The 18082-nt window shown below is 66.1% G+C and carries 18 protein-coding genes; 11 read left to right on the forward strand and 7 right to left on the reverse strand.

Translation table 11 applies throughout. From position 1 onward, the window contains the following. The first annotated feature begins 23 nt into the window (after positions 1-23). From gyrA to queA, 5 genes are all read left to right on the forward strand, one after another. Positions 24-2828: a DNA gyrase subunit A gene (gene gyrA / locus L2D01_06385; protein ID WBQ11405.1), complete on the forward strand. Its 2805-nt coding sequence runs from the start codon at positions 24-26 to the stop codon at positions 2826-2828. Further along, complete coding sequence (gene coaD, locus L2D01_06390) at positions 2828-3322, forward strand: pantetheine-phosphate adenylyltransferase (protein ID WBQ11406.1); 495 nt, start codon at positions 2828-2830, stop codon at positions 3320-3322. The genes gyrA and coaD overlap by 1 nt, the downstream gene beginning before the upstream one ends. Beyond that, positions 3319-4359 (forward strand): peptidylprolyl isomerase, encoded by a 1041-nt coding sequence (locus L2D01_06395; protein WBQ11407.1) that lies wholly within the window; start codon positions 3319-3321, stop codon positions 4357-4359. The genes coaD and L2D01_06395 overlap by 4 nt, the downstream gene beginning before the upstream one ends. Positions 4360-4374: 15 nt before the next feature. Continuing rightward, on the forward strand, positions 4375-4824 hold the full coding sequence (locus L2D01_06400; protein WBQ11408.1) for a peptidylprolyl isomerase: 450 nt from the start codon (positions 4375-4377) through the stop codon (positions 4822-4824). 169 nt (positions 4825-4993) lie between these two features. Next, positions 4994-6058 carry a tRNA preQ1(34) S-adenosylmethionine ribosyltransferase-isomerase QueA gene (gene queA / locus L2D01_06405; GenBank protein WBQ11409.1) on the forward strand — a complete coding sequence of 355 codons (1065 nt, stop codon included), beginning with the start codon at positions 4994-4996 and terminating at the stop codon, positions 6056-6058. On the opposite strand, the gene L2D01_06410 is transcribed toward queA, so the two are convergent. The 3 genes from L2D01_06410 to L2D01_06420 all read right to left on the reverse strand — a co-directional run bounded on the left by L2D01_06410 (position 6055) and on the right by L2D01_06420 (position 7630). Then, positions 6055-6276, reverse strand: coding sequence for a hypothetical protein (locus tag L2D01_06410; GenBank protein ID WBQ11410.1), 222 nt, complete (start codon positions 6274-6276; stop codon positions 6055-6057). The two genes, queA and L2D01_06410, sit on opposite strands and share 4 nt — an antisense overlap. An 86-nt stretch (positions 6277-6362) precedes the next feature. Continuing rightward, entirely contained in the window at positions 6363-7058 is a 696-nt protein-coding gene (locus tag L2D01_06415) for a pirin family protein (GenBank protein ID WBQ11411.1), read from the reverse strand. A 125-nt stretch (positions 7059-7183) separates the two neighbouring features. After that, positions 7184-7630: a DUF3598 domain-containing protein gene (locus L2D01_06420; GenBank protein WBQ11412.1), complete on the reverse strand. Its 447-nt coding sequence runs from the start codon at positions 7628-7630 to the stop codon at positions 7184-7186. Positions 7631-7751: 121 nt separating this feature from the next. On the opposite strand from L2D01_06420, the gene L2D01_06425 reads away from it, so the two are divergent. Further along, positions 7752-8534 carry an enoyl-CoA hydratase-related protein gene (locus L2D01_06425; GenBank protein ID WBQ11413.1) on the forward strand — a complete coding sequence of 261 codons (783 nt, stop codon included), beginning with the start codon at positions 7752-7754 and terminating at the stop codon, positions 8532-8534. 15 nt (positions 8535-8549) lie between these two features. Here the strand turns inward: L2D01_06425 and L2D01_06430 are convergent, their stop codons facing one another. Genes L2D01_06430 through dctP form a run of 3 tightly spaced genes read right to left on the reverse strand, consistent with a single transcriptional unit; the run spans position 8550 to position 11445 of the window. Then, positions 8550-9809 (reverse strand): TRAP transporter large permease, encoded by a 1260-nt coding sequence (locus L2D01_06430; protein WBQ11414.1) that lies wholly within the window; start codon positions 9807-9809, stop codon positions 8550-8552. Further along, positions 9809-10348 carry a TRAP transporter small permease gene (locus L2D01_06435; protein ID WBQ11415.1) on the reverse strand — a complete coding sequence of 180 codons (540 nt, stop codon included), beginning with the start codon at positions 10346-10348 and terminating at the stop codon, positions 9809-9811. The genes L2D01_06430 and L2D01_06435 overlap by 1 nt, the downstream gene beginning before the upstream one ends. Beyond that, entirely contained in the window at positions 10345-11445 is a 1101-nt protein-coding gene (gene dctP, locus L2D01_06440; protein WBQ11416.1) for a TRAP transporter substrate-binding protein DctP, read from the reverse strand. Before dctP ends, L2D01_06435 begins: the two co-directional genes overlap by 4 nt. Positions 11446-11586: 141 nt before the next feature. Here dctP and L2D01_06445 point away from each other — a divergent pair, with 141 nt between their 5' ends. Next, positions 11587-13014, forward strand: a complete 1428-nt coding sequence (locus L2D01_06445; protein ID WBQ11417.1) for an FAD-dependent oxidoreductase — start codon at positions 11587-11589, stop codon at positions 13012-13014. A gap of 70 nt (positions 13015-13084) precedes the next feature. Beyond that, complete coding sequence (locus tag L2D01_06450; protein WBQ11418.1) at positions 13085-13753, forward strand: hypothetical protein; 669 nt, start codon at positions 13085-13087, stop codon at positions 13751-13753. A 98-nt stretch (positions 13754-13851) separates the two neighbouring features. Here the strand turns inward: L2D01_06450 and L2D01_06455 are convergent, their stop codons facing one another. Continuing rightward, entirely contained in the window at positions 13852-14694 is an 843-nt protein-coding gene (locus L2D01_06455; GenBank protein ID WBQ11419.1) for a TauD/TfdA family dioxygenase, read from the reverse strand. 166 nt (positions 14695-14860) lie between these two features. On the opposite strand from L2D01_06455, the gene L2D01_06460 reads away from it, so the two are divergent. The 3 genes from L2D01_06460 to L2D01_06470 all read left to right on the forward strand — a co-directional run bounded on the left by L2D01_06460 (position 14861) and on the right by L2D01_06470 (position 18002). Next, positions 14861-16891: an acetyl/propionyl/methylcrotonyl-CoA carboxylase subunit alpha gene (locus L2D01_06460; protein WBQ11420.1), complete on the forward strand. Its 2031-nt coding sequence runs from the start codon at positions 14861-14863 to the stop codon at positions 16889-16891. Positions 16892-16972: 81 nt separating this feature from the next. Continuing rightward, a complete protein-coding gene (locus tag L2D01_06465; protein WBQ11421.1) occupies positions 16973-17473 on the forward strand; it encodes a DUF805 domain-containing protein in 501 nt (166 codons plus the stop codon). 166 nt (positions 17474-17639) lie between these two features. Beyond that, entirely contained in the window at positions 17640-18002 is a 363-nt protein-coding gene (locus tag L2D01_06470) for a TM2 domain-containing protein (GenBank protein WBQ11422.1), read from the forward strand. The last annotated feature ends 80 nt before the right edge of the window (positions 18003-18082 follow it).

The raw sequence follows: 18082 nt of genomic DNA on the forward strand, positions 1-18082 counted from the left end.
CCGCCAGCCAGGATAGTTTCACCTTGAGCGACACCCCGTCCGACGATCCGATGAACGAGGGCCCGGACCACGAGGGCCCGTCCGGCCCCGCCGGGCTGACCATCGCCATCGAAGCCGAGATGAAGCGCAGCTATCTCGACTACGCCATGAGCGTGATCGTCAGCCGCGCCATTCCTGATGCGCGCGACGGGCTGAAGCCGGTGCACCGGCGCATTTTGTGGTCCATGCACGAGCAGGGCTATACGAACGACAAGGCCTATCGCAAATCGGCCCGCGTGGTCGGCGACGTGATCGGTAAATACCACCCCCATGGCGACTCGGCGGTGTATGACGCGCTGGCGCGTATGGCCCAGGACTTCTCCATGGGGCTGGTGCTGCTGGATGGTCAGGGTAATTTCGGCTCGGTGGACGGCGATCCGCCCGCGGCGATGCGCTATACCGAAATCCGCATGGACAAGCCGGCCGAGGCGCTGCTGGCCGATATCGACAAGGACACGGTCGATTACCGCCCCAATTATGACGGCAGCGAGAAGGAGCCCCTCGTCCTTCCCGCACGCTATCCCAATCTGCTGGTCAATGGCGCGGGCGGCATCGCGGTGGGCATGGCCACCAATATCCCGCCGCATAACCTCACCGAAATCGTCAACGCCACGCTGGCCTTGCTCGAGAACGCACAGCTGAGCGACACCGAACTGCTCGACATCGTGCCCGGTCCCGACTTCCCCACCGGGGGCGAGATTCTCGGCCGGTCCGGATCGCGCAAGGCCCTGATGGAAGGGCGCGGCTCGGTGCTGGTGCGCGGCAAGACCTCGATCGAGACCATCCGCAAGGATCGTGAAGCGATCATCATTCACGAGATTCCCTATCAGGTGAACAAGGCCACCATGATCGAGAAGATCGCCGAGCTGGTGCGCGAGAAGCGCATTGAGGGCATCTCCGATCTGCGTGACGAGTCCGACCGGCTGGGCATGCGCGTGGTCGTCGAGCTGAAGAAAGACGCCAATGCCGACGTGATCCTGAACCAGATGTTCCGCTGGAGCCCGCTGCAGTCGAGCTTCGGGGTGAACATGCTGGCGCTGATCGGCGGGCGCCCGCAGCAGGCGGGTCTGCGCACCTTCCTGGAAACATTTATCGCGTTCCGCAAGGACGTGGCGGCGCGGCGGGCGAAGTTTGAACTGCGCAAGGCGCGCGACCGGGCCCATATCCTGATCGGCCTGGCCGTGGCGGTGGCCAATATTGACGAGATCATCCGCCTGATCCGCGCCGCGACGGACCCGGCCACCGCGCGCGAGCAATTGCGCGACCGCGCCTGGCCGGCGGCTGATGTGGCCTCGCTGGTGGCGCTGGTGGCCGATCCGCGCTCGATCATTCTGGAAGACGAGACGATCCGTCTGACCGAAGAGCAGGCCAAAGCCATCCTGGATCTGCGCCTCAACCGCCTCACGGCGCTGGGCCGCGACGAGATCAGCGAAGAGGCTGAAAAGCTGGCGGTGGCTATCGCGGACTTGCTGGACATCCTCAAAAGCCCGGTGCGCATCCGCGAGATCATCCGCGACGAGCTGATCGAAGTGCGCGAGGCGTTCGGCGTGCCGCGCCGGACCGTCTTCGCCGAAGGCGATCTTGAGATCGAGGACGAAGACCTGATCCCGCGCGACGAGATGGTCGTGACGCTGACCCATGGCGGCTATGTGAAGCGCACGGCGCTGTCCACCTATCGCGCCCAGAACCGGGGCGGACGCGGCCGGGCCGGCATGGCCATGAAGGACGAGGATTTCGTCGCCACCCTGTTCGTGGCCTCCACCCATGCGCCGCTCCTGTTCTTCAGCTCCGACGGCATGGTCTACAAGACCAAGACTTGGCGCCTGCCGCTGGGCGCGCCCAACAGCCGGGGCAAGTACCTGACCAATCTCCTGCCCTCGCTCAATGAGGGCGCCTGGATCACGTCTGTGATGGCGCTGCCCGAGGACGAGGAGAGCTGGGACCAGTACGACGTAATGTTCGCCACCACCGAAGGCACGGTGCGGCGCAACAAGCTGTCCGACTTCGTGCAGGTCAATCGCAATGGCAAGATCGCCATGAAGCTGGAAGAGGCCGGGTCGCGCATTCTCGATGTGCGCCTGTGCCGCGAGGGCCAGGACGTGCTGCTGGTCACAGCGTCCGGCAAGGCGATCCGCTTCCCGGTGGGCGATGTGCGCGTGTTCGCCAGCCGCAATTCCACCGGCGTGCGCGGCATCCGCATGGGCAAGGGCGACAGCCTCATCTCCATGGCGATCCTCAACGGTATCGAGATCAGCCGCGCCGAGACCCGCGCCTATATCAAGCGCCGCCGCGCCGAGATGCGCGCCGAGGGCGATGAGGCTCTGGAAGTCGAAGAGATCGTGGATGACGCCGCCGAGGAGGGCGCAGACGACGCGGGCGAGGACATCACCCTGTCGGACGTGCGCTATATGGAGCTCTACGCCAATGAGGAGATGCTGCTGACCGTGGCGGCCTCGGGCATGGGCAAGCGCGTCATCGCCTATGAATACTTCACGCAAGGGCGCGGCGGGCAGGGCGTGTGGACCAAGGACAAGCGCTTCCCCGAGCCGCTGGCAGGCTGCTTCCCGGTGACCGAGGGCGACACGGTGATGGCCGTCACCGATGGCGGCCAGCTGATCCGTTTCCCGGTGGATTCGGTGCGCATCGCCGCGCGCGCCACCAAGGGCGTGCGACTGATCCGGCTCGGCGAGGGCGAGAAGCTGGTCTCCATCGTGCGCGTCGCCGAGACGGGCGAAGGTGACGGCGAGGGCGATGCAGAGTCCGAGGCGCCAACGGGGGGCGATGCCTGATGAAATCGCGCACCGCCCTCTATCCCGGCACGTTTGATCCGCTGACCAACGGCCATCTCGACATAATTGGCCGGGCGGTGAAGCTCTATGACAAGCTGGTCATCGGCGTGGCGCGCAATTCGGACAAGAACCCGCTCTTCGGCCTCGACGAGCGGGTGGAGATGGCGCGCGAGCTGTCGCTGTCTGTTGCCGGCGATACGGTGATCGAGGTGCGCCCGTTTCAGGGTCTCCTGATGCATTTCGCCGAGGAAGTCGGCGCCAGCGCCATCATTCGCGGGCTGCGCGCCGTGTCTGATTTCGAGTATGAGTTTCAGATGGTCGGTATGAACCAGCGCCTTAATGCGGACATCGAGACTGTGTTCCTGATGGCTGACCCGCGCCACCAGGCCATCGCCTCGCGTCTGGTCAAGGAAATCGCCCGGCTGGGCGGCAATATCGAGCCGTTCGTGCCGCCGCTCGTCAAACAGCGCCTGATGGAGAAATTTGCCCGATGACCCGTCTGTTCGCGTCCGCCGCCCTGTGCGCCGCCCTGTTCGCCGCCACCGCCTGCGCCGAGAGCGCGGACAATGGCGCCGATGTCTCCACGCAAGACTCTGACGTCTCCATGGAAGGCGCGGATGTCTCCGGCGAGGGCTCGGATGTCACCAGCGGGACGGGCGTCCAGCTGGACGCCGACGGCCCGGCCGTGGCCGAAGCCGGCTCGCCCCAAGCGGTGATCGACGCTGCCCCCGACGCCGCCTGGCGCACGGTGGACCCGGAAAACCTCCTGCGTATCCGCACCCGCACAGGCATGGTCTGGGTCGAGCTGGCGCCGGAATTCGCGCCCGCCCATGTCGAGCGCATTCGCGAGCTGGCGCGCTCAAGCTATTTCGATTTCAAGGTGTTCCACCGCGTCATTGACGGCTTCATGGCCCAGGGCGGCGGCGCGCCGGACAATCCCAATGTGTCGGCCCCGACGCAGCCCCTGCGCGCTGAATTCTCCATCCAGCGCTCGCCCGATGAACTGAACATCTCCGAGCTGCAGGAACGCGTGATCAATCCGCGCGAAAACCGCACCGCGGCCCAGGCCGGCTTCTGGAAAGGCTTCCCCGCCGGCACGCTGCCCGCCGCCCAGGCCTTTATTCGCGAGGACGGTCAAGTAGATAGCTGGCTCCTGCACTGCGACGGCGCCGCCGCCATGGCGCGCACCGCCGATCCCAACTCGGCCAACGCCCAGTTCTACATCGTGCGCGGCCAGGCCGAGCATCTGAACGCCACCTACACCGTGTGGGGCCATGTGCGCGCCGGCATGGACGCCGTGCGCGCCATCCGCGTCGGCACGGTCGGCGAGACGCCGGGCTTCTCGCCTGACTTCATCATGGGCTTCCACATCGCCAGCGACCTGCCCGAGGACGAACGCCCCACAGTCCAGGTGTTCGACACCGACACCCCCGACTTCGCCCGCTATCTCGAGGCGCTCGCCGCCTCGAGCCGCAATAACCGCCTGCCGGACATCTGCGAGATTGATGTGCCGGTGCGCATCATTGAATGAGCATGGGAGACTGACTTGGCTGACGCACGCACTCTGGTTCTGACCCTTGATAGCGGGGATGTGGTCATCCGCCTGCGCGATGATCTGGCGCCCAAGCATGTGGCGCGCATCTCCGCGCTGGTGGAGGAAGGGTTTTATGACGGCCTGACCTTCCACCGGGTGATTGACGGCTTCATGGCCCAGGGCGGCTGCCCGCGCGGCAATGGCACCGGCGGCACGGGCGAGAAAATCCCGGCTGAATTCAATGACGCGCCCCATGTGCGCGGCGCCGCCTCCATGGCGCGCACGCAGGATCCGAACTCGGGCGATTGCCAGTTCTTCATCTGCCTGGACGACGCGCGCTTCCTCGACCGCCAGTACACGGTCTGGGGCGAAGTGACCTCCGGCATGGAGCATGTGGACGCCCTGCCCAAAGGCGAGCCGCCGCGGTCGCCGGGCAAAATCGTGAAGGCAGTGGTGCAGTAGGAGGCGCTTCGTCTTTGTCTCCCCCCGCGTGCGGGGGGAGTGGCCCGAAGGGCCGAGGGGGGCTGGCAGAACAGGCATCTCCAGGCTTTGCAGAAGCCTCTTCCCCCCTCCGTCCGCTTCGCGGACACCTCCCCCGCAGGCGGGGGAGGACAAGCATGGTTGCACCCCCATGAAACTCTCCGATTTCGATTTCCACCTGCCCGAAGACCTGATCGCCCTGCGTCCGGCGCGGCCGCGTGATGCTGCGCGCCTGCTGCATGTGCGCGCGGGTCAGGGGCCCGAAGATCTGGGCGTGCTGGACCTGCCGGACTTGCTGCAGCCGGGCGATCTGATGGTGTTCAACGACACCCGCGTCCTGCCCGCCGCCCTCACGGGCATTCGCCCGGCGCGCGCCCATGGCGGGGGCGGGCCGGCGAGCATCGAGATCAATCTGCATCACCGCGATGGGCCGGATGTCTGGCGCGCCTTCGCGCGTCCGGCCAAGCGCCTGAAGCTCGGCGACCGGCTGGATTTTGCTGGCGGGCTCATCGCTGAGGTGAGCTGGAAAGGCGAGGGCGGGGAGGCGGCGCTGCGCTTTGACCGCGCGGGCGCCGCGCTGGATGCGGCCATAGACGCCGCCGGCGCCCCGCCTTTGCCGCCCTACATCGCGTCCAAGCGCGCCGCCGATGAGGCCGACCGCAGCGATTACCAGACGCTCTACGCCGCGCCGGACAAGACCGGATCGGTGGCGGCGCCTACGGCGGGGCTGCATTTCACCGAGCGCCTGTTCGCGGCGCTGGATGCGCGCGGCGTGCGCCGGACGCAAGTCACGCTGCATGTGGGGGCCGGCACCTTCCTGCCGGTGAAGACTGAAAATCTGGCCGAGCACCGCATGCATGGCGAATGGTTTGAGGTGAGTGAGGCGGCGGCAGACGCTATCAATACCGCGAAGGCTGAAGGCGCGCGCATTATCGCGGTGGGCACCACCGCCCTGCGCACGCTGGAAAGCGCGGCCGATCAGGATGGCCGTATCAGCGCAGGATCGCGTGAGACCGACATCTTCATCACGCCGGGTTATGACTTCCGCGTCGTGGACGGGCTGATGACCAATTTCCACCTGCCCAAATCGACGCTGTTCATGCTGGTCAGCGCGCTGGCGGGGCTGGACGTGATGCAAGGCGCTTACGCCCACGCGATCCGTGAGCGCTATCGCTTCTTTTCCTATGGCGATTCCAGCCTGATCTGGCGGGCCTAGTTGCGGCGGCGGTCGCGGTCGCGCTCACGCTCTTCTTCTTCGTCCTCATCCTTGCCGTCCGGCGTGACCAGATTGACCGTGCCTTCGGCCACATCGCCTGCGACGCGCACGGTGCCCACCGCAGCGCCCACGGCGAGGTCGGCAGCAGCGACGGCGATGCAGCCCGAGGTCAGGCAGGGTGCGGCCAGCACGGCGGCAAGAAGCATGAAACGCGGCATGAGGCGGCCCCTATGGCTAAAGCAGTGACGGGCGGCGCAGAGTGAGCGCCGCCCGTCATGCTTAACGGCTGGATATGAAGGCGGGCTTACCGGCTGTCGACCAGTACGACTTCGGCTTCATCGAGTGCTTCCACTTCGATGCGCGCCACATCCTTGATGGCGGCGCCGTCGCGCGGGTTCACGTCCACGCCATTGACCCGGATGCGGCCCTTGGCCGGCGCCAGATAGGCGTGGCGGCCCGGCTCCAGCTCATAAACGGCGCGTGCGCCGGGCTGCAGCGTGGCGCCCAGAACCCGCGCATCAGCGCGGATGGGCAGGGCGTCATCACCCTTGCGGCCAGAGGCGAGGATCGCGAACTGGCCGTCGCGCGTGTCCTTCGGGAATTCGCGCGCATTCCAGTAGGGCTCGCCGCCTTTTTCATCGGGCAGGATCCAGATCTGGAAAATGCGGGTGGGCTCGTTTTCCAGATTGAACTCCGCGTGGCGGATGCCCGACCCCGCGCTCATCACCTGCACATCGCCCGCCACGGTGCGGCCCTTATTGCCAAGGGAGTCCTCGTGGCTGATGGCGCCGTCGCGCACATAGGTGATGATCTCCATGTCCGCATGGGGATGTGGCGGGAAGCCCGAACGCGGCGCGATCGCGTCGTCATTCCAGACCCGCAGCGCGCCCCAGCCCATGCGGGCCGGGTCGTAATGGGACCCGAAGGAAAAGTGGTGGCTGGCTTTGAGCCAGCCATGGTCAGCCTTGCCGAGGGTGTCAAACGGTCTCACGTCAATCATGACGGCCTCCATCGTGTGTTGCGGCGCGCAGGCGCGCGCGCCTGTTGACAGCCCAGATAGGCATGAAGGGCCGCGCCATTGAGACGGCTCGCGGATGCAGTCTTTTGCCGGGCCGGAAAGACCGCTCAGGCGACGCGTTGCTCCTTGATCAGCGTGCGCTGATACAGCTCGTCATCGCGGAACCAGTGCCAGGTGCGTCCACGCTTGTTTGAGCAGGCGCTGAGCTGGATCATCTCGTAGAGATATTCGCCGGGCATGTCCTTGCGGCTCCAGGTCAGGCACACCGTGCGCGCATCAATCTCCCAGGCGCAGCCCTCAATCCGCTCGGTATCCCACCAGATGCGCCCCTCGGCATAGGTGGCGGGGAAGACATGGGTTTCCTCGCGCCCATCGTCCCAGGAATATCGATTGGTCTGGTGGTAATCCCACGGACCCTCGTCCGGGAACTGGCAGACCAGGTGGGAGCGGTGCGCGTCGATCAGCGTGCCGGCGGCGTCGACATGGGAATACACGCCGCGCCATTCACCGGCGTGTCGGGCCAGCACCGGCATGCGCCATTTGATCAGTTTCATTGCACGCGTCCTCGGGTCAGAGTTGGGGCTTGAATGGCGCCGCCTGAGTTGACGCCATTGGTCCGGACAAATCATAAGGCGATGTCAGCCCGCGCCCAGCCCTGTTTGAAGGAGGAACTGCATGAGCCGCGACCCGGTTTATCTCCAACGTGAGGGATGCACGGCGCATCTGGTCCTCAACCGGCCGGAGAAGCGCAACGCCCTCAATGGCGCCATGTGGTCGGCGATCCCGGGCTTGCTTAGCGCCGCCGCCGCCGATGACGGCGTGCGGGTGCTGGTGTTGCGCGGGGCAGGGGGCGCGTTCGCGGCGGGCGCGGATATTTCCGAGTTCGAACAGGTCTACGCCACCCCCGACAGCGCGGCGGCCTATTCACGCTCCATCGCCGAGGCGCTGGACGCGCTGGCGGCGTTCGCGAAGCCGACGCTCGCCATGATTGACGGCGCGTGTGTGGGTGGCGGTTGTGGCCTCGCGCTGGCCTGCGACCTGCGCTTCGCGGCGCAGGGGTCGAAATTCGGTATCACGCCGGGCAAGCTCGGGCTCGCCTATACGCTCAACGATACGCGCCGCCTGATTGATGCGGTGGGGGTGAGCGCGGCCAAGGACATATTGTTCACCGGGCGCATTCTGGAGGCGGACGAGGCGCTGGCCCTAGGCCTGATCGACCGGCTGGTAACGCGGGAGGCCCTGGCGGAGGCGGTGGAGGGGTTCGCCGGGGCGGTGGCCAAGACCTCCGCCCAATCGGCGCGCGTCACCAAGCAAATCATCGCCCGCATCCAGGCCGGTCAGGCCAGCGACGACGCCGCCACGCGCGAGCTGTTCCTGAAAGCCTTCCAGAGCGCGGATTTTCAGGAAGGCTATAGCGCCTTCCTTGAAAAGCGTGCGCCGAAATTCACGCTGGAATAGCGCGGCCGGTCCCTGTCACCTGACGAAGTAAAGCGCGATCTCCGGCACGAAGGCGACCACGCTCAGCACGAGCAGCATGAGCCCGATAAAGGGCAGCACCGCCCTGGTCACCGTCCAGAAGCTCTCCTTGAAGGCGGCCATGGCCACAATCAGATTGAGGCCGAGCGGCGGGGTCAGATAGCCGATCCCCAGATTGACGATCATGACGATGCCGAAATGCACCGGGTCCACCCCCTGCGCCTCTGCCAGCGGCTGCAGCAGGGGCGCCAGCACCAGCGTAGCCGAACCCACATCGATCACCATGCCCACGCCCAGCAGCAGCACATTGGCCAGCAGCATGAATTCGGTACGCCCGGAAATCATCTCGTTGAGCTCAGCCACCAGCGCCTGGGGCACGCCCTCGGCGGTGAGGAAGACATTGAGCGCAAAGGCAAACGCCAGCACCGGATAGAGCGAGCCCAGGAGCTTGCCTGATTCCACGGTGACGGCTTTCAGGTCCGCCAGCGACAGGTCGCGGTGCAGCACCACCTCAACCCCCACGGCCAGGATCACGGCGACGGCCGCAGCCTCGGTCACCGTGAAGAAGCCGCCATAAATGCCGCCCAGGATCACGATGGGGATGGGAATGGCGAAGAGGGAGCGGCCCAGCGCCCGCACGAAGCCACTGATGCGCCATGCGCCCTCGCGGCGGCGGAAATTGACGATGAAGGCGTAGAGCGCGAACACCGCCACCATGACCAGCGCCGGGCCGATGCCGGCCAGGAACAGCTTCGCGATCGAGGTCTGGGTGATGTAGCCGTACAGGATGAGCGGGATGGAGGGCGGGATGATGATGCCCAGCACGCCGCCCGAACACAGCATGCCGATGGAGAAGCTTTTCGAATAGCCCGCCTCGGTCAGCGCCTTGTACATAATGCCGCCGACGGCCAGCAGCGTCACCGCCGCCGAGCCGGAGATGGCCGCGAAGCCCGCGCACGACAGCACCGCCGCCAGCGCCAGACCGCCGGGGATCGGCCGCGTGATCTCGCGCATCAGATCAATGATGCGTTCGGCGATGGAGCCCTTGGACATCACCGCGCCGGCCAGCACAAACAGGGGAATGGCCAGCAGCACTTCCTGGTTCACCGCAAACCAGACGTCATAGACGGCGTATTCGGGCCGTCCGTCATTGAACACCGAGTAGACAAACAGGGTCGCGCACCCGAGCAGCACCAGCACCGGCTGGCGCAGCACCATCAGGACGACGATCAGTCCGACCAGCAGCCACATTTCCATCAGCGCGCGTCCCCGTCCGGCAGGTCCACGGCGTCGGAGGCCACGTCCTTGATCTCTTCGATAAACTCGTTCGGCTTCAGGCCCGGGTCGAGGGCGTAGGCCGCGAAGCGGATGAAATTGGTGATGAAGGCGCCGGCGATCATCACCTGCAGCGTCCAGATCGGCAGGCGCAGGATTTCGGTGCGGTCGCTCAGGATCATGCTTTCGACGACCATCCAGATGGCGAGGCCGGCGAACACCGCGAAGAAGGCCGCCGTCACGGCGCTGACGAGGCGGTCCAGAACCGGTTCAAAGGATTTCGGAATCAGGAAGTCGAACAGGCGCGGGCGCAAGTGCGCCCCGGTGTCGGTGGCGACGCCGATGCCGAACATGGCCACGGCGACCATGCCGATCACGGCGATCTCCGTGGCGCCAATGAGGCCGGTGAGGAACACGCGGCGCGAGATGACATCGGCCAGCAGGGCCAGCGCCATCAGCGCGAAGGCGGCGATGGTCAGCCAGCGCTCGGCGGCGCCGATGACGTTCAACAACGCTCTCATGCCGGGTCCTCCGGCTGTGCTGTATCGGCGGTGCGCTGCGCGAACGCGGCCTTGCCGGCCATAATCTGATCAGCGAAGTCGCGCGCCCGCCCGCCAATGGAATTGATGAGGCGGTCCAGCACATTGCCGGTCACCGCGCGCCAGGCGGCGCGGTCGTCGTCGGACAGTTCATGGATATTGATCGGCGCGCCGCTGGTGGTGCGGATCTCGCGCACCACCTGGCCGTCCGGCCCGCGCTGGGCGCCGTCACGCATCCAGCCGACCACCAGATCATCCAACACCCGCACGCCCGCCCGCGCCGAGGCCGGACTGCCCCAGGCCGTGTCGATGGTGGCGCGCTGGCTGTCGCTGGCGGTCTCGTACCAGGGCTTGTTCAGGATGATCGCGCCGGTGTCGTAGGAATGGCGCGTCAGGGTGAAATGCTCGGCCAGATCCAGCGTGGAGAAGAAATGGAACACCGCGCTGGACAGCCCGCCCTGGACCAGGCCGGTCTGCAGGGCCGGGATCACATCGGCGATGCCCAGCGGGATCGCGTCCATGCCGGCGGCTTCGCAGAAATAGCGCGCCGCCGCGTTGGGGCTGGTGCGCATGCGCAGGCCCGCCGCCATGTCGGGATGGGTCAGGGGCCGGTTGGCGAAGACATGGGTCCAGCCCACCTCCACCCACTGCAGCAGCCGCAGATTCTGCGCCCGCGCCAGCTCGTCGGAAATGTCGAACAGGTATTCGTCATAGACAAAATCCACCTCGGCCTGGCTGTCGAACAGATAGGGAGCCATGGCGATGGTGAGTTCGGGGATGGAGGAGGACAGGCCCTGCAGGCTCATGCCGCCCACATGGGCGCGGCCGCGGCGCAGATCGTGGAGCATGCGCTCCTCGTCGCCGAGCTCCGCCTTGGTGAAATACTCGAAATTCAGCGACGGGTTGGCGGCGATATTGGCTTCGAAATTGGCCCATTGCGCGTCCCAGGGCGTACGGGGCGGCGCCTGCGCCACGGCGCGGCCATAGAGTCGTTCGGGATCGCGCCGGTCGCCGCAGGCGGCGATCCACGGCGCAGCGCCCGCCGCTCCGGCCAGGGCCATGAATTGTCTGCGGCGCATCCCCGCTCCCCTCCTGGCGGCCGGGCGCGCTTTTGACTTGCGCTTCGCTCCGGCTTCAAATGGTATAACATTTAAATTCGCCCCTGATGGCAAGGCGCGCACTGCGCGCCGCCGCCAGGAGCAGGTGCGGGGAGCATAGCGATGAAACTGACGCGGCGCAGCGCCTTATCGGGACTTTTGAGTGCAGGGGTCTTCGCGCTGGGCGGCTGCGGGCCGCGCGGCGACCGGGGCCGCAAGGACGCCGATGTCATCGTCATTGGCGCCGGGCTGTCCGGCCTCCACGCCGCGCTGATGCTTGAGGAGGCGGGGTTGAGCGTCATTGTGCTCGAAGCCTCGGGCCGCATCGGTGGGCGGCTGATGACGCTGGACCATCTGCCCGGCGCGCCCGAGGCCGGCGGCCAGCAGGTGGGCGCCACCTATGCCCGTTTCCGCGCCCGGGCCGGGGAGGCGGGACTGGAGTTCGCGGGCTTCCCGCCCAGCCGGTTCGGCGAGGTGCTCAGCGTCAATGGCGCGCTGATCCGCGCCAGCGACTGGGCGGCGTCTGAGCATAACGGCCTGCCCGATTCCTGGCGCGCCATCCCGCCGAGCCGCCTGTTCATGGGGCTCGCCGCCCGCGCCAATCCGCTTGAGGACATCTATGCCTGGCGCGATCCGGGCTCGGCGGCCCATGACATCGCGGCGGCCGAATGGCTCGTCAGCCAGGGCGCCAATGACGAGGCGCTGCGCCTCATGGACACCACCCTGAACGGGCGCGATCTGGCGAGCTATTCCATGCTCAATGTCTGGCGCTCGCTGGCGATCTACGAACAGGAGCGTCCGCTGGGCGGGTCGCAGCAAGTGGTCGGCGGCGCCCAGCGCGTGCCCGAAAGCATGGCCGCGCAGCTGGGACGCGAGGTGCGCCTGAACCAGGCGGTGCGCGCGATCCACGCTGACGAGACCGGCGCGCGCGTGCGTCTCAGCGACGGAGCGGAGCTGCGCGCGGACTTTGCCGTATGCACCATCCCCTTCGCCGCCCTGCGCAACCTTGATCTCGACGCGCCGCTCGACCCGGTCACCCGCGAGGCGGTGGAGGAGATGGCCTACACTCCCATCGTGCAGCTGCATCTGGAGGCGGAACACAGCTGGTGGGAGGATGACGGGCTGGCGCCGGACATGTGGACGGACTCCCCCCTCAACCGGATTTTCGCCCAGCGCCACGCCGATGGCGCGCCTACGGGCATGCTCACAGCCTGGATTGACGGGCGCGGCGCGCTGGCCGCCGATGAGCTGGATGACGCGGGCCTGGAGGCGCTGGCGCGGGACACCCTGTCCGCTATCCGCCCGGCCAGCGAAGGCAGGGTGCGGCTGGCCCATGTGCAGCGCTGGACGGCGTCCAACCCGCTGGCGGGCGGCGCCTACATGCACTGGCGCCCGGGCGAGGCCCACCGCTGGGCCGATGCGCGCCTTCAGCCGGCGGGGAGGCTCCACTTTGCCGGGGAGCACACCGGCGATCTCCACACCGGCATGGAGGCGGCCATGGAATCGGGCGAACGCGCCGCAATCGCCATTCTGGATGCGGCGGGGGTTTAGGCGGTGCGATTCGCGTCCGGCGCCTTGCCGGGCGAGACTTTCGACGTGAGTAGCTGAGGGAGGCAGGTCCATGATGATGAGCTTGATACTGGCTAGCGCCGCATTCGCCGCAGGCGAGATCGAGCGCGAAGGGGCGGCCCTCGCCGCGCTCCTCGACGGGCGCTGGTCCAACGCCGCCCAGTACGAAGCGGCGGATGAGAGCCTTAAGCGCCCGCCTGCGCCGGGGCATCCCTATGACTGGCTGGATTTGCAGCACGCGCGCTTTGTGCCGGTGGAGACGCCCCACATTCCCGGAGACGCGATATATCTCGAATGGCGCTCGGGCGGGCCGGACGGGCCGGTGAGCCGCCAGCGCCTGTGGGTGTTTCACTCCGAAATCCGCGAGCATGACAGCCCGCTCACCGGCATGGATTTCTATGCCTTCCGCAATCCCGACGCCTTTGAGGGAAGCACCGGCGAGCATGATTTCACCGATCTCACCCTCGATGATCTGATCGGTTATCCAGAAGACTGCCGCCTGACGCCGGTCTCGCGCGAGGATGGCGTGACGGTGCTGGAAGTCGATGAGAGCGCCTGTGTGATCACGGCGCAATCAGGCCGGCAGATGGGGATCAACGCCCGTATCGAGCTCAGCCTGATGCAGGTCCGCTACAGCGAATCGGGACGCCTCGACGGCGGCGCCTACGCCTTCAAGGTGCCGGGCGCCGGCGCCTATGAATTTGATCGCCTGCTCGACTAGAGCGTGGTCCGACCTGACTGCGTCAGGCCGCACGCTCTAGCCTTTTGATCTGGAGCGCAATTTATCCGAAAACCGGTACCCACTTTTCGGATTGCGCTCTAGGGTCCCGCCACCGTGGTGCGGTGCAGGAGCCGGGCATGACCGTCATAGCCGCCCGTGGCCATGTGCTGGGTGCACCGATTATCCCACATCAAGAGCATGTCCGGCTCCCACACATGGCGGTAGACGACGCGCTCGTCATGGGCGGCCTGATAGAGCTCGATGAGCAGGAAGAAGGCCTCTTCCTCGCTTAGGCCGTCAATGGTGCGCACATAGCCAGGATTGACGAACAGCGTCTTGCGCCCGGTTTCGGGGTGGGTTTTCACCACCGGATGCAGGCGGGCGGCGCGGGCGCGCTCGTCGGGGCGGATGGTCATGGACCGGTCCGGCCCATCCATGGCGCCGTAGACGCCGTCAGGCGCGTAAGCCAGCGCCGCCGAATGCACCGCCTGCAAGCCCTCGATCCGGGCCCTGGTCGCATCTGACAGCGCCTCATAGGCCGCATAGCCATTGCAGAACAGCGTGTCGCCGCCGACGGGCGGAGTGATCTTGGAGTGCAGGATGGTGGCCGCAGGCGGCGTGTCCTGAAAGCTCCAGTCGGAATGCCAGGCGGCGGCGAACACAGAGGCTTTTTCATGCGCCTCGCGTTTCACCTCGATGATGCGCGGCCGGTCGGGCAGGGGGGCGATGAAGGGATCATCCCCGAACGGCCCGAAATAGAGCGTGAAACGCTCCAGATCGTCATGGCTCATGGGCTGACCGGGAAAGGCCAGCACCAGATGCTCCAGCCAGGCGGCGCGAATCGCGGCGACCGCGCCGGGGTCCAGCGGCTGTGTCAGGTCGATGCCGGTCACCGATGCGCCGAGCGCGGCGCCGCTGGGGGTGACGGTGATGGTGCTCATTCATGACCTCCCGCAGCCGTGTTCCGGCTTGGCTGGGCGGATGCTCGGCCATGGCGCGGGCACGCGTCAAGCTGCCGGTCCGGCGCGCCCCAGCTTGCCGCCTTGTGCGCAGGCGCGCTAAACCGGCTTCCGTGCTCATTTCCTTCAAGCGTGGCTGGCGCAATTCATGTTCAAGAAAATCCTGATCGCCAACCGCGGCGAGATTGCTGTCCGGATCATCAAGACCTGCAAGCGGCTGGGCATACCCACCGTTGCTGTCTATTCGGAAGCCGACGCCGATACGCTGGCCGTGCAGATGGCTGACGAGGCTGTGTTCATCGGCCCGCCTGCGCCGGGCCAGTCCTATCTGGACATGACCAAGATCATTGCCGCCTGCGTTGAGACGGGCGCTGATGCGGTGCATCCCGGATTCGGCTTTCTGTCCGAGAACGCCGCCTTCCCGCGCGCGCTGGCCGAGAAGAATATCGCCTGGATCGGGCCGAACCCGGACGCCATCGCGGCCATGGGCGACAAGCTTGAATCCAAAAAGCTCGCGGCCCAGGCCGGCGTCAGCACCGTGCCCGGCTTCAAGGGCGAGATCATGGACGACCAGCAGGCCGTCGAAGTGGCCAATGACATCGGCTATCCGGTGATGATCAAGGCCTCGGCGGGCGGCGGCGGAAAAGGCATGCGCATCGCCCGGTCCGAAGGCGAGGTGCGCGAGGGCTTTCAGGCGGCGCGCAACGAGGCCAAATCCTCGTTTGGCGATGACCGCATCCTGATCGAGAAATTCATCGAGCGCCCGCGCCATATCGAGATACAGGTCCTGGGCGACAAGCACGGCCACGTCATCCACCTCAATGAACGCGAATGCTCGATCCAGCGCCGCAATCAGAAAGTCCTGGAAGAGGCGCCGTCGCCGTTTCTGGATGCGGCCACCCGGCGCAAGATGGGCGAACAGGCCGTCGCCCTGTCCAAGGCCGTCGATTACGACAGTGCGGGCACGGTGGAATTCATCGTCGCGCCCGACAAGAGCTTCTATTTCCTCGAAATGAACACCCGTTTGCAGGTGGAGCACCCGGTCACCGAGCTCACCCACGATATTGATCTGGTCGAGCAGATGATCCGCGTCGCCGCCGGCGAAGAGCTGGGATTCACCCAAGCCGACATGCGCATCAAGGGCTGGGCGGTGGAGGCGCGCCTCTATGCCGAGGACCCGTATCGCGGCTTCCTGCCCTCTATCGGACGGCTCAAGCGCTATATCCAGCCAGAAGAGGGCGAGGCCGGGCCGGGGCGTTTGCGCATCGACGCCGGGGTGCGCGAGGGCGATGAAATCTCGCTGTTTTACGATCCCATGATCGCCAAGGTGATCGGCTATGGCAAAACCCGCGAGACTGCCATCGAGGCGCTGAGCGTGTCGATGGACCGTCTGCATGTCGAAGGGCTGCAGTCCAATGCGCCCTTCCTGTCAGCCGTGCTGGAGGAGCCGGACTTCCGCGCCGGACGCATTCACACTGGCTATATCGAGCAGCACTTCCCCGAAGGCTTCAAAGGCGCCGCGCCGCGCGAGGCGCAATTGCGCTGGATGACGGCGGCGGCGGCCTATGTGCACACGGTCTTCACCGAACGCGCCGCCGGGGTGAGCGGACGCCTGACCCCGTCGCCCGCGCCGGGACGCGTGCATGAGTGGTCCGTGCTGCTCGACGGACAACGCTTTGATGTGGAGATCACGCTGGGCGCCGGCGCGCTGGAGGCGCAGCCCACCACGGCGGAGATCTGGGTTCCGGCCCTCAAGGCTGAGCGCATGCGCCTGACCACGTCCTGGTTGCCGGGCCAGCCCGTGTTCGACGCGCATCTCGATGACGAACCTTTCGCGGTCTTCCTGACCGAGACGCTGGAGGGCTACGCCCTGCGCCATCGCGGCTATGGCGCCAAGGTGATCGTGTGCGCCCCGCGCGTGGCCGAGCTCTATGCGCGCCTGCCCGAGAAGGAAGCCGCTGACACGGCCAGACAGGTGCTCAGCCCGATGCCGGGCCTGGTGGTTTCGGTCGCGGTGAAGGCCGGTCAGGACGTCAAGGCGGGCGAGCCGCTGCTGGTGGTCGAAGCCATGAAGATGGAAAACGTCCTGCGCGCCGAACGCGACGGTGTGGTCAAGGCGGTCAATTGCACCCCGGGCGCCAGCGTCGCGGCGGATGATCTGCTGGTCGAGTTTGAGTAGGCGGCCAGTGCGCCTTTCGTTGACTTTGCGCGCCGGCGCGGAGACTCTATGGATGGACTCCAAAAAGGGAAGGATGCCGCCATGAACCTCTCCCATGTGCTCTTCAGCCCGAATGGGCGGATCGGTCAGCAGGAATATTGGATTGGCGTCCTGATACTGATCGCAGGCAATGTCGTCACCGGCATTGTGCCCAGCATAGGAGGCCTGCTCTGGCTTGGACTTGTCTGGGTTGGCATCGCGGTGTTCGGAAAGCGCCTTCATGATGGCGGCAAGACGGCCTGGCTGCACGTCATTCCCTGGGCGATTACCAGCGTTCTGGCGATTTCGGCGCTGTCTATCGTCGGCGTCGGCGTGGTTCAACTGGTTTTGGACGCTGCACAAAATGATCGCCCGAGCACGGCCAGCATCGCTGCGATGATCGCCGCCGGGGGATTTTCCTTACTCCTGTTCTCCGTGGCGATGCTGGTCTGGGCTGGCTACACCATCTGGGTCGGCCTGCTGAAGGGCGACGCAAGTGAAAACCAGTATGGGCCCGTGCCGCTCAGCCCGGAGGCGCAGGCGTCTCCTGACACGGCGCTTTGACCCGCTGGTCATCTGACTGACGCGGTGAGATGGCGGCGGCATCCACGATGACCACGCGGGGCCTGCCGGACAGCAGCTATTGATCGTCCACACCCATCGCATTTCAGTGGAGTAGCGCCCGGATCGGCGCTAGTCTGACCGCCTGAAGTTTGATCAGGGGGGGACCATGAATCTCAAAGGCTATACAGTTGAATTGGCATCCATTGTCTCGTCAGTTCCCGAGGCGAATCGGCAATCGTTTCTGAGCGCGTTTCAGGCGTCGGAGAAGAACCCGACCTTGTTGTATGGATTTAATACCTGGCTTGGATGGTTGGGCATTGACCGCTTCCTGGTCGGCGACATTGTCGCCGGCATCCTCAAGCTGATCACGCTCGGAGGATTCGGCCTGTGGGTGCTGATCGATTATTTCCTGATCGGCAGCCGGGCGCGGGCGAAGAATATTGAGCTGGCGCGCCAACTCAGGGCGTCTTTTGCTGGCGGCTCGTCCAGCCCGGCTCCGACTCCCGCCGCGACGGACAACCCGGCCTGATCCTGTCCGCAAACGCATGAACCCGGCGCCCGGAGGCCTCCTCCGGGCGCCGGTGTGTCTTGAACAGCGGGCGGGCGCGC

It is taken from the genome of Hyphomonadaceae bacterium ML37 (assembly GCA_027627685.1).
GTDB lineage: Bacteria > Pseudomonadota > Alphaproteobacteria > Caulobacterales > Maricaulaceae > Oceanicaulis.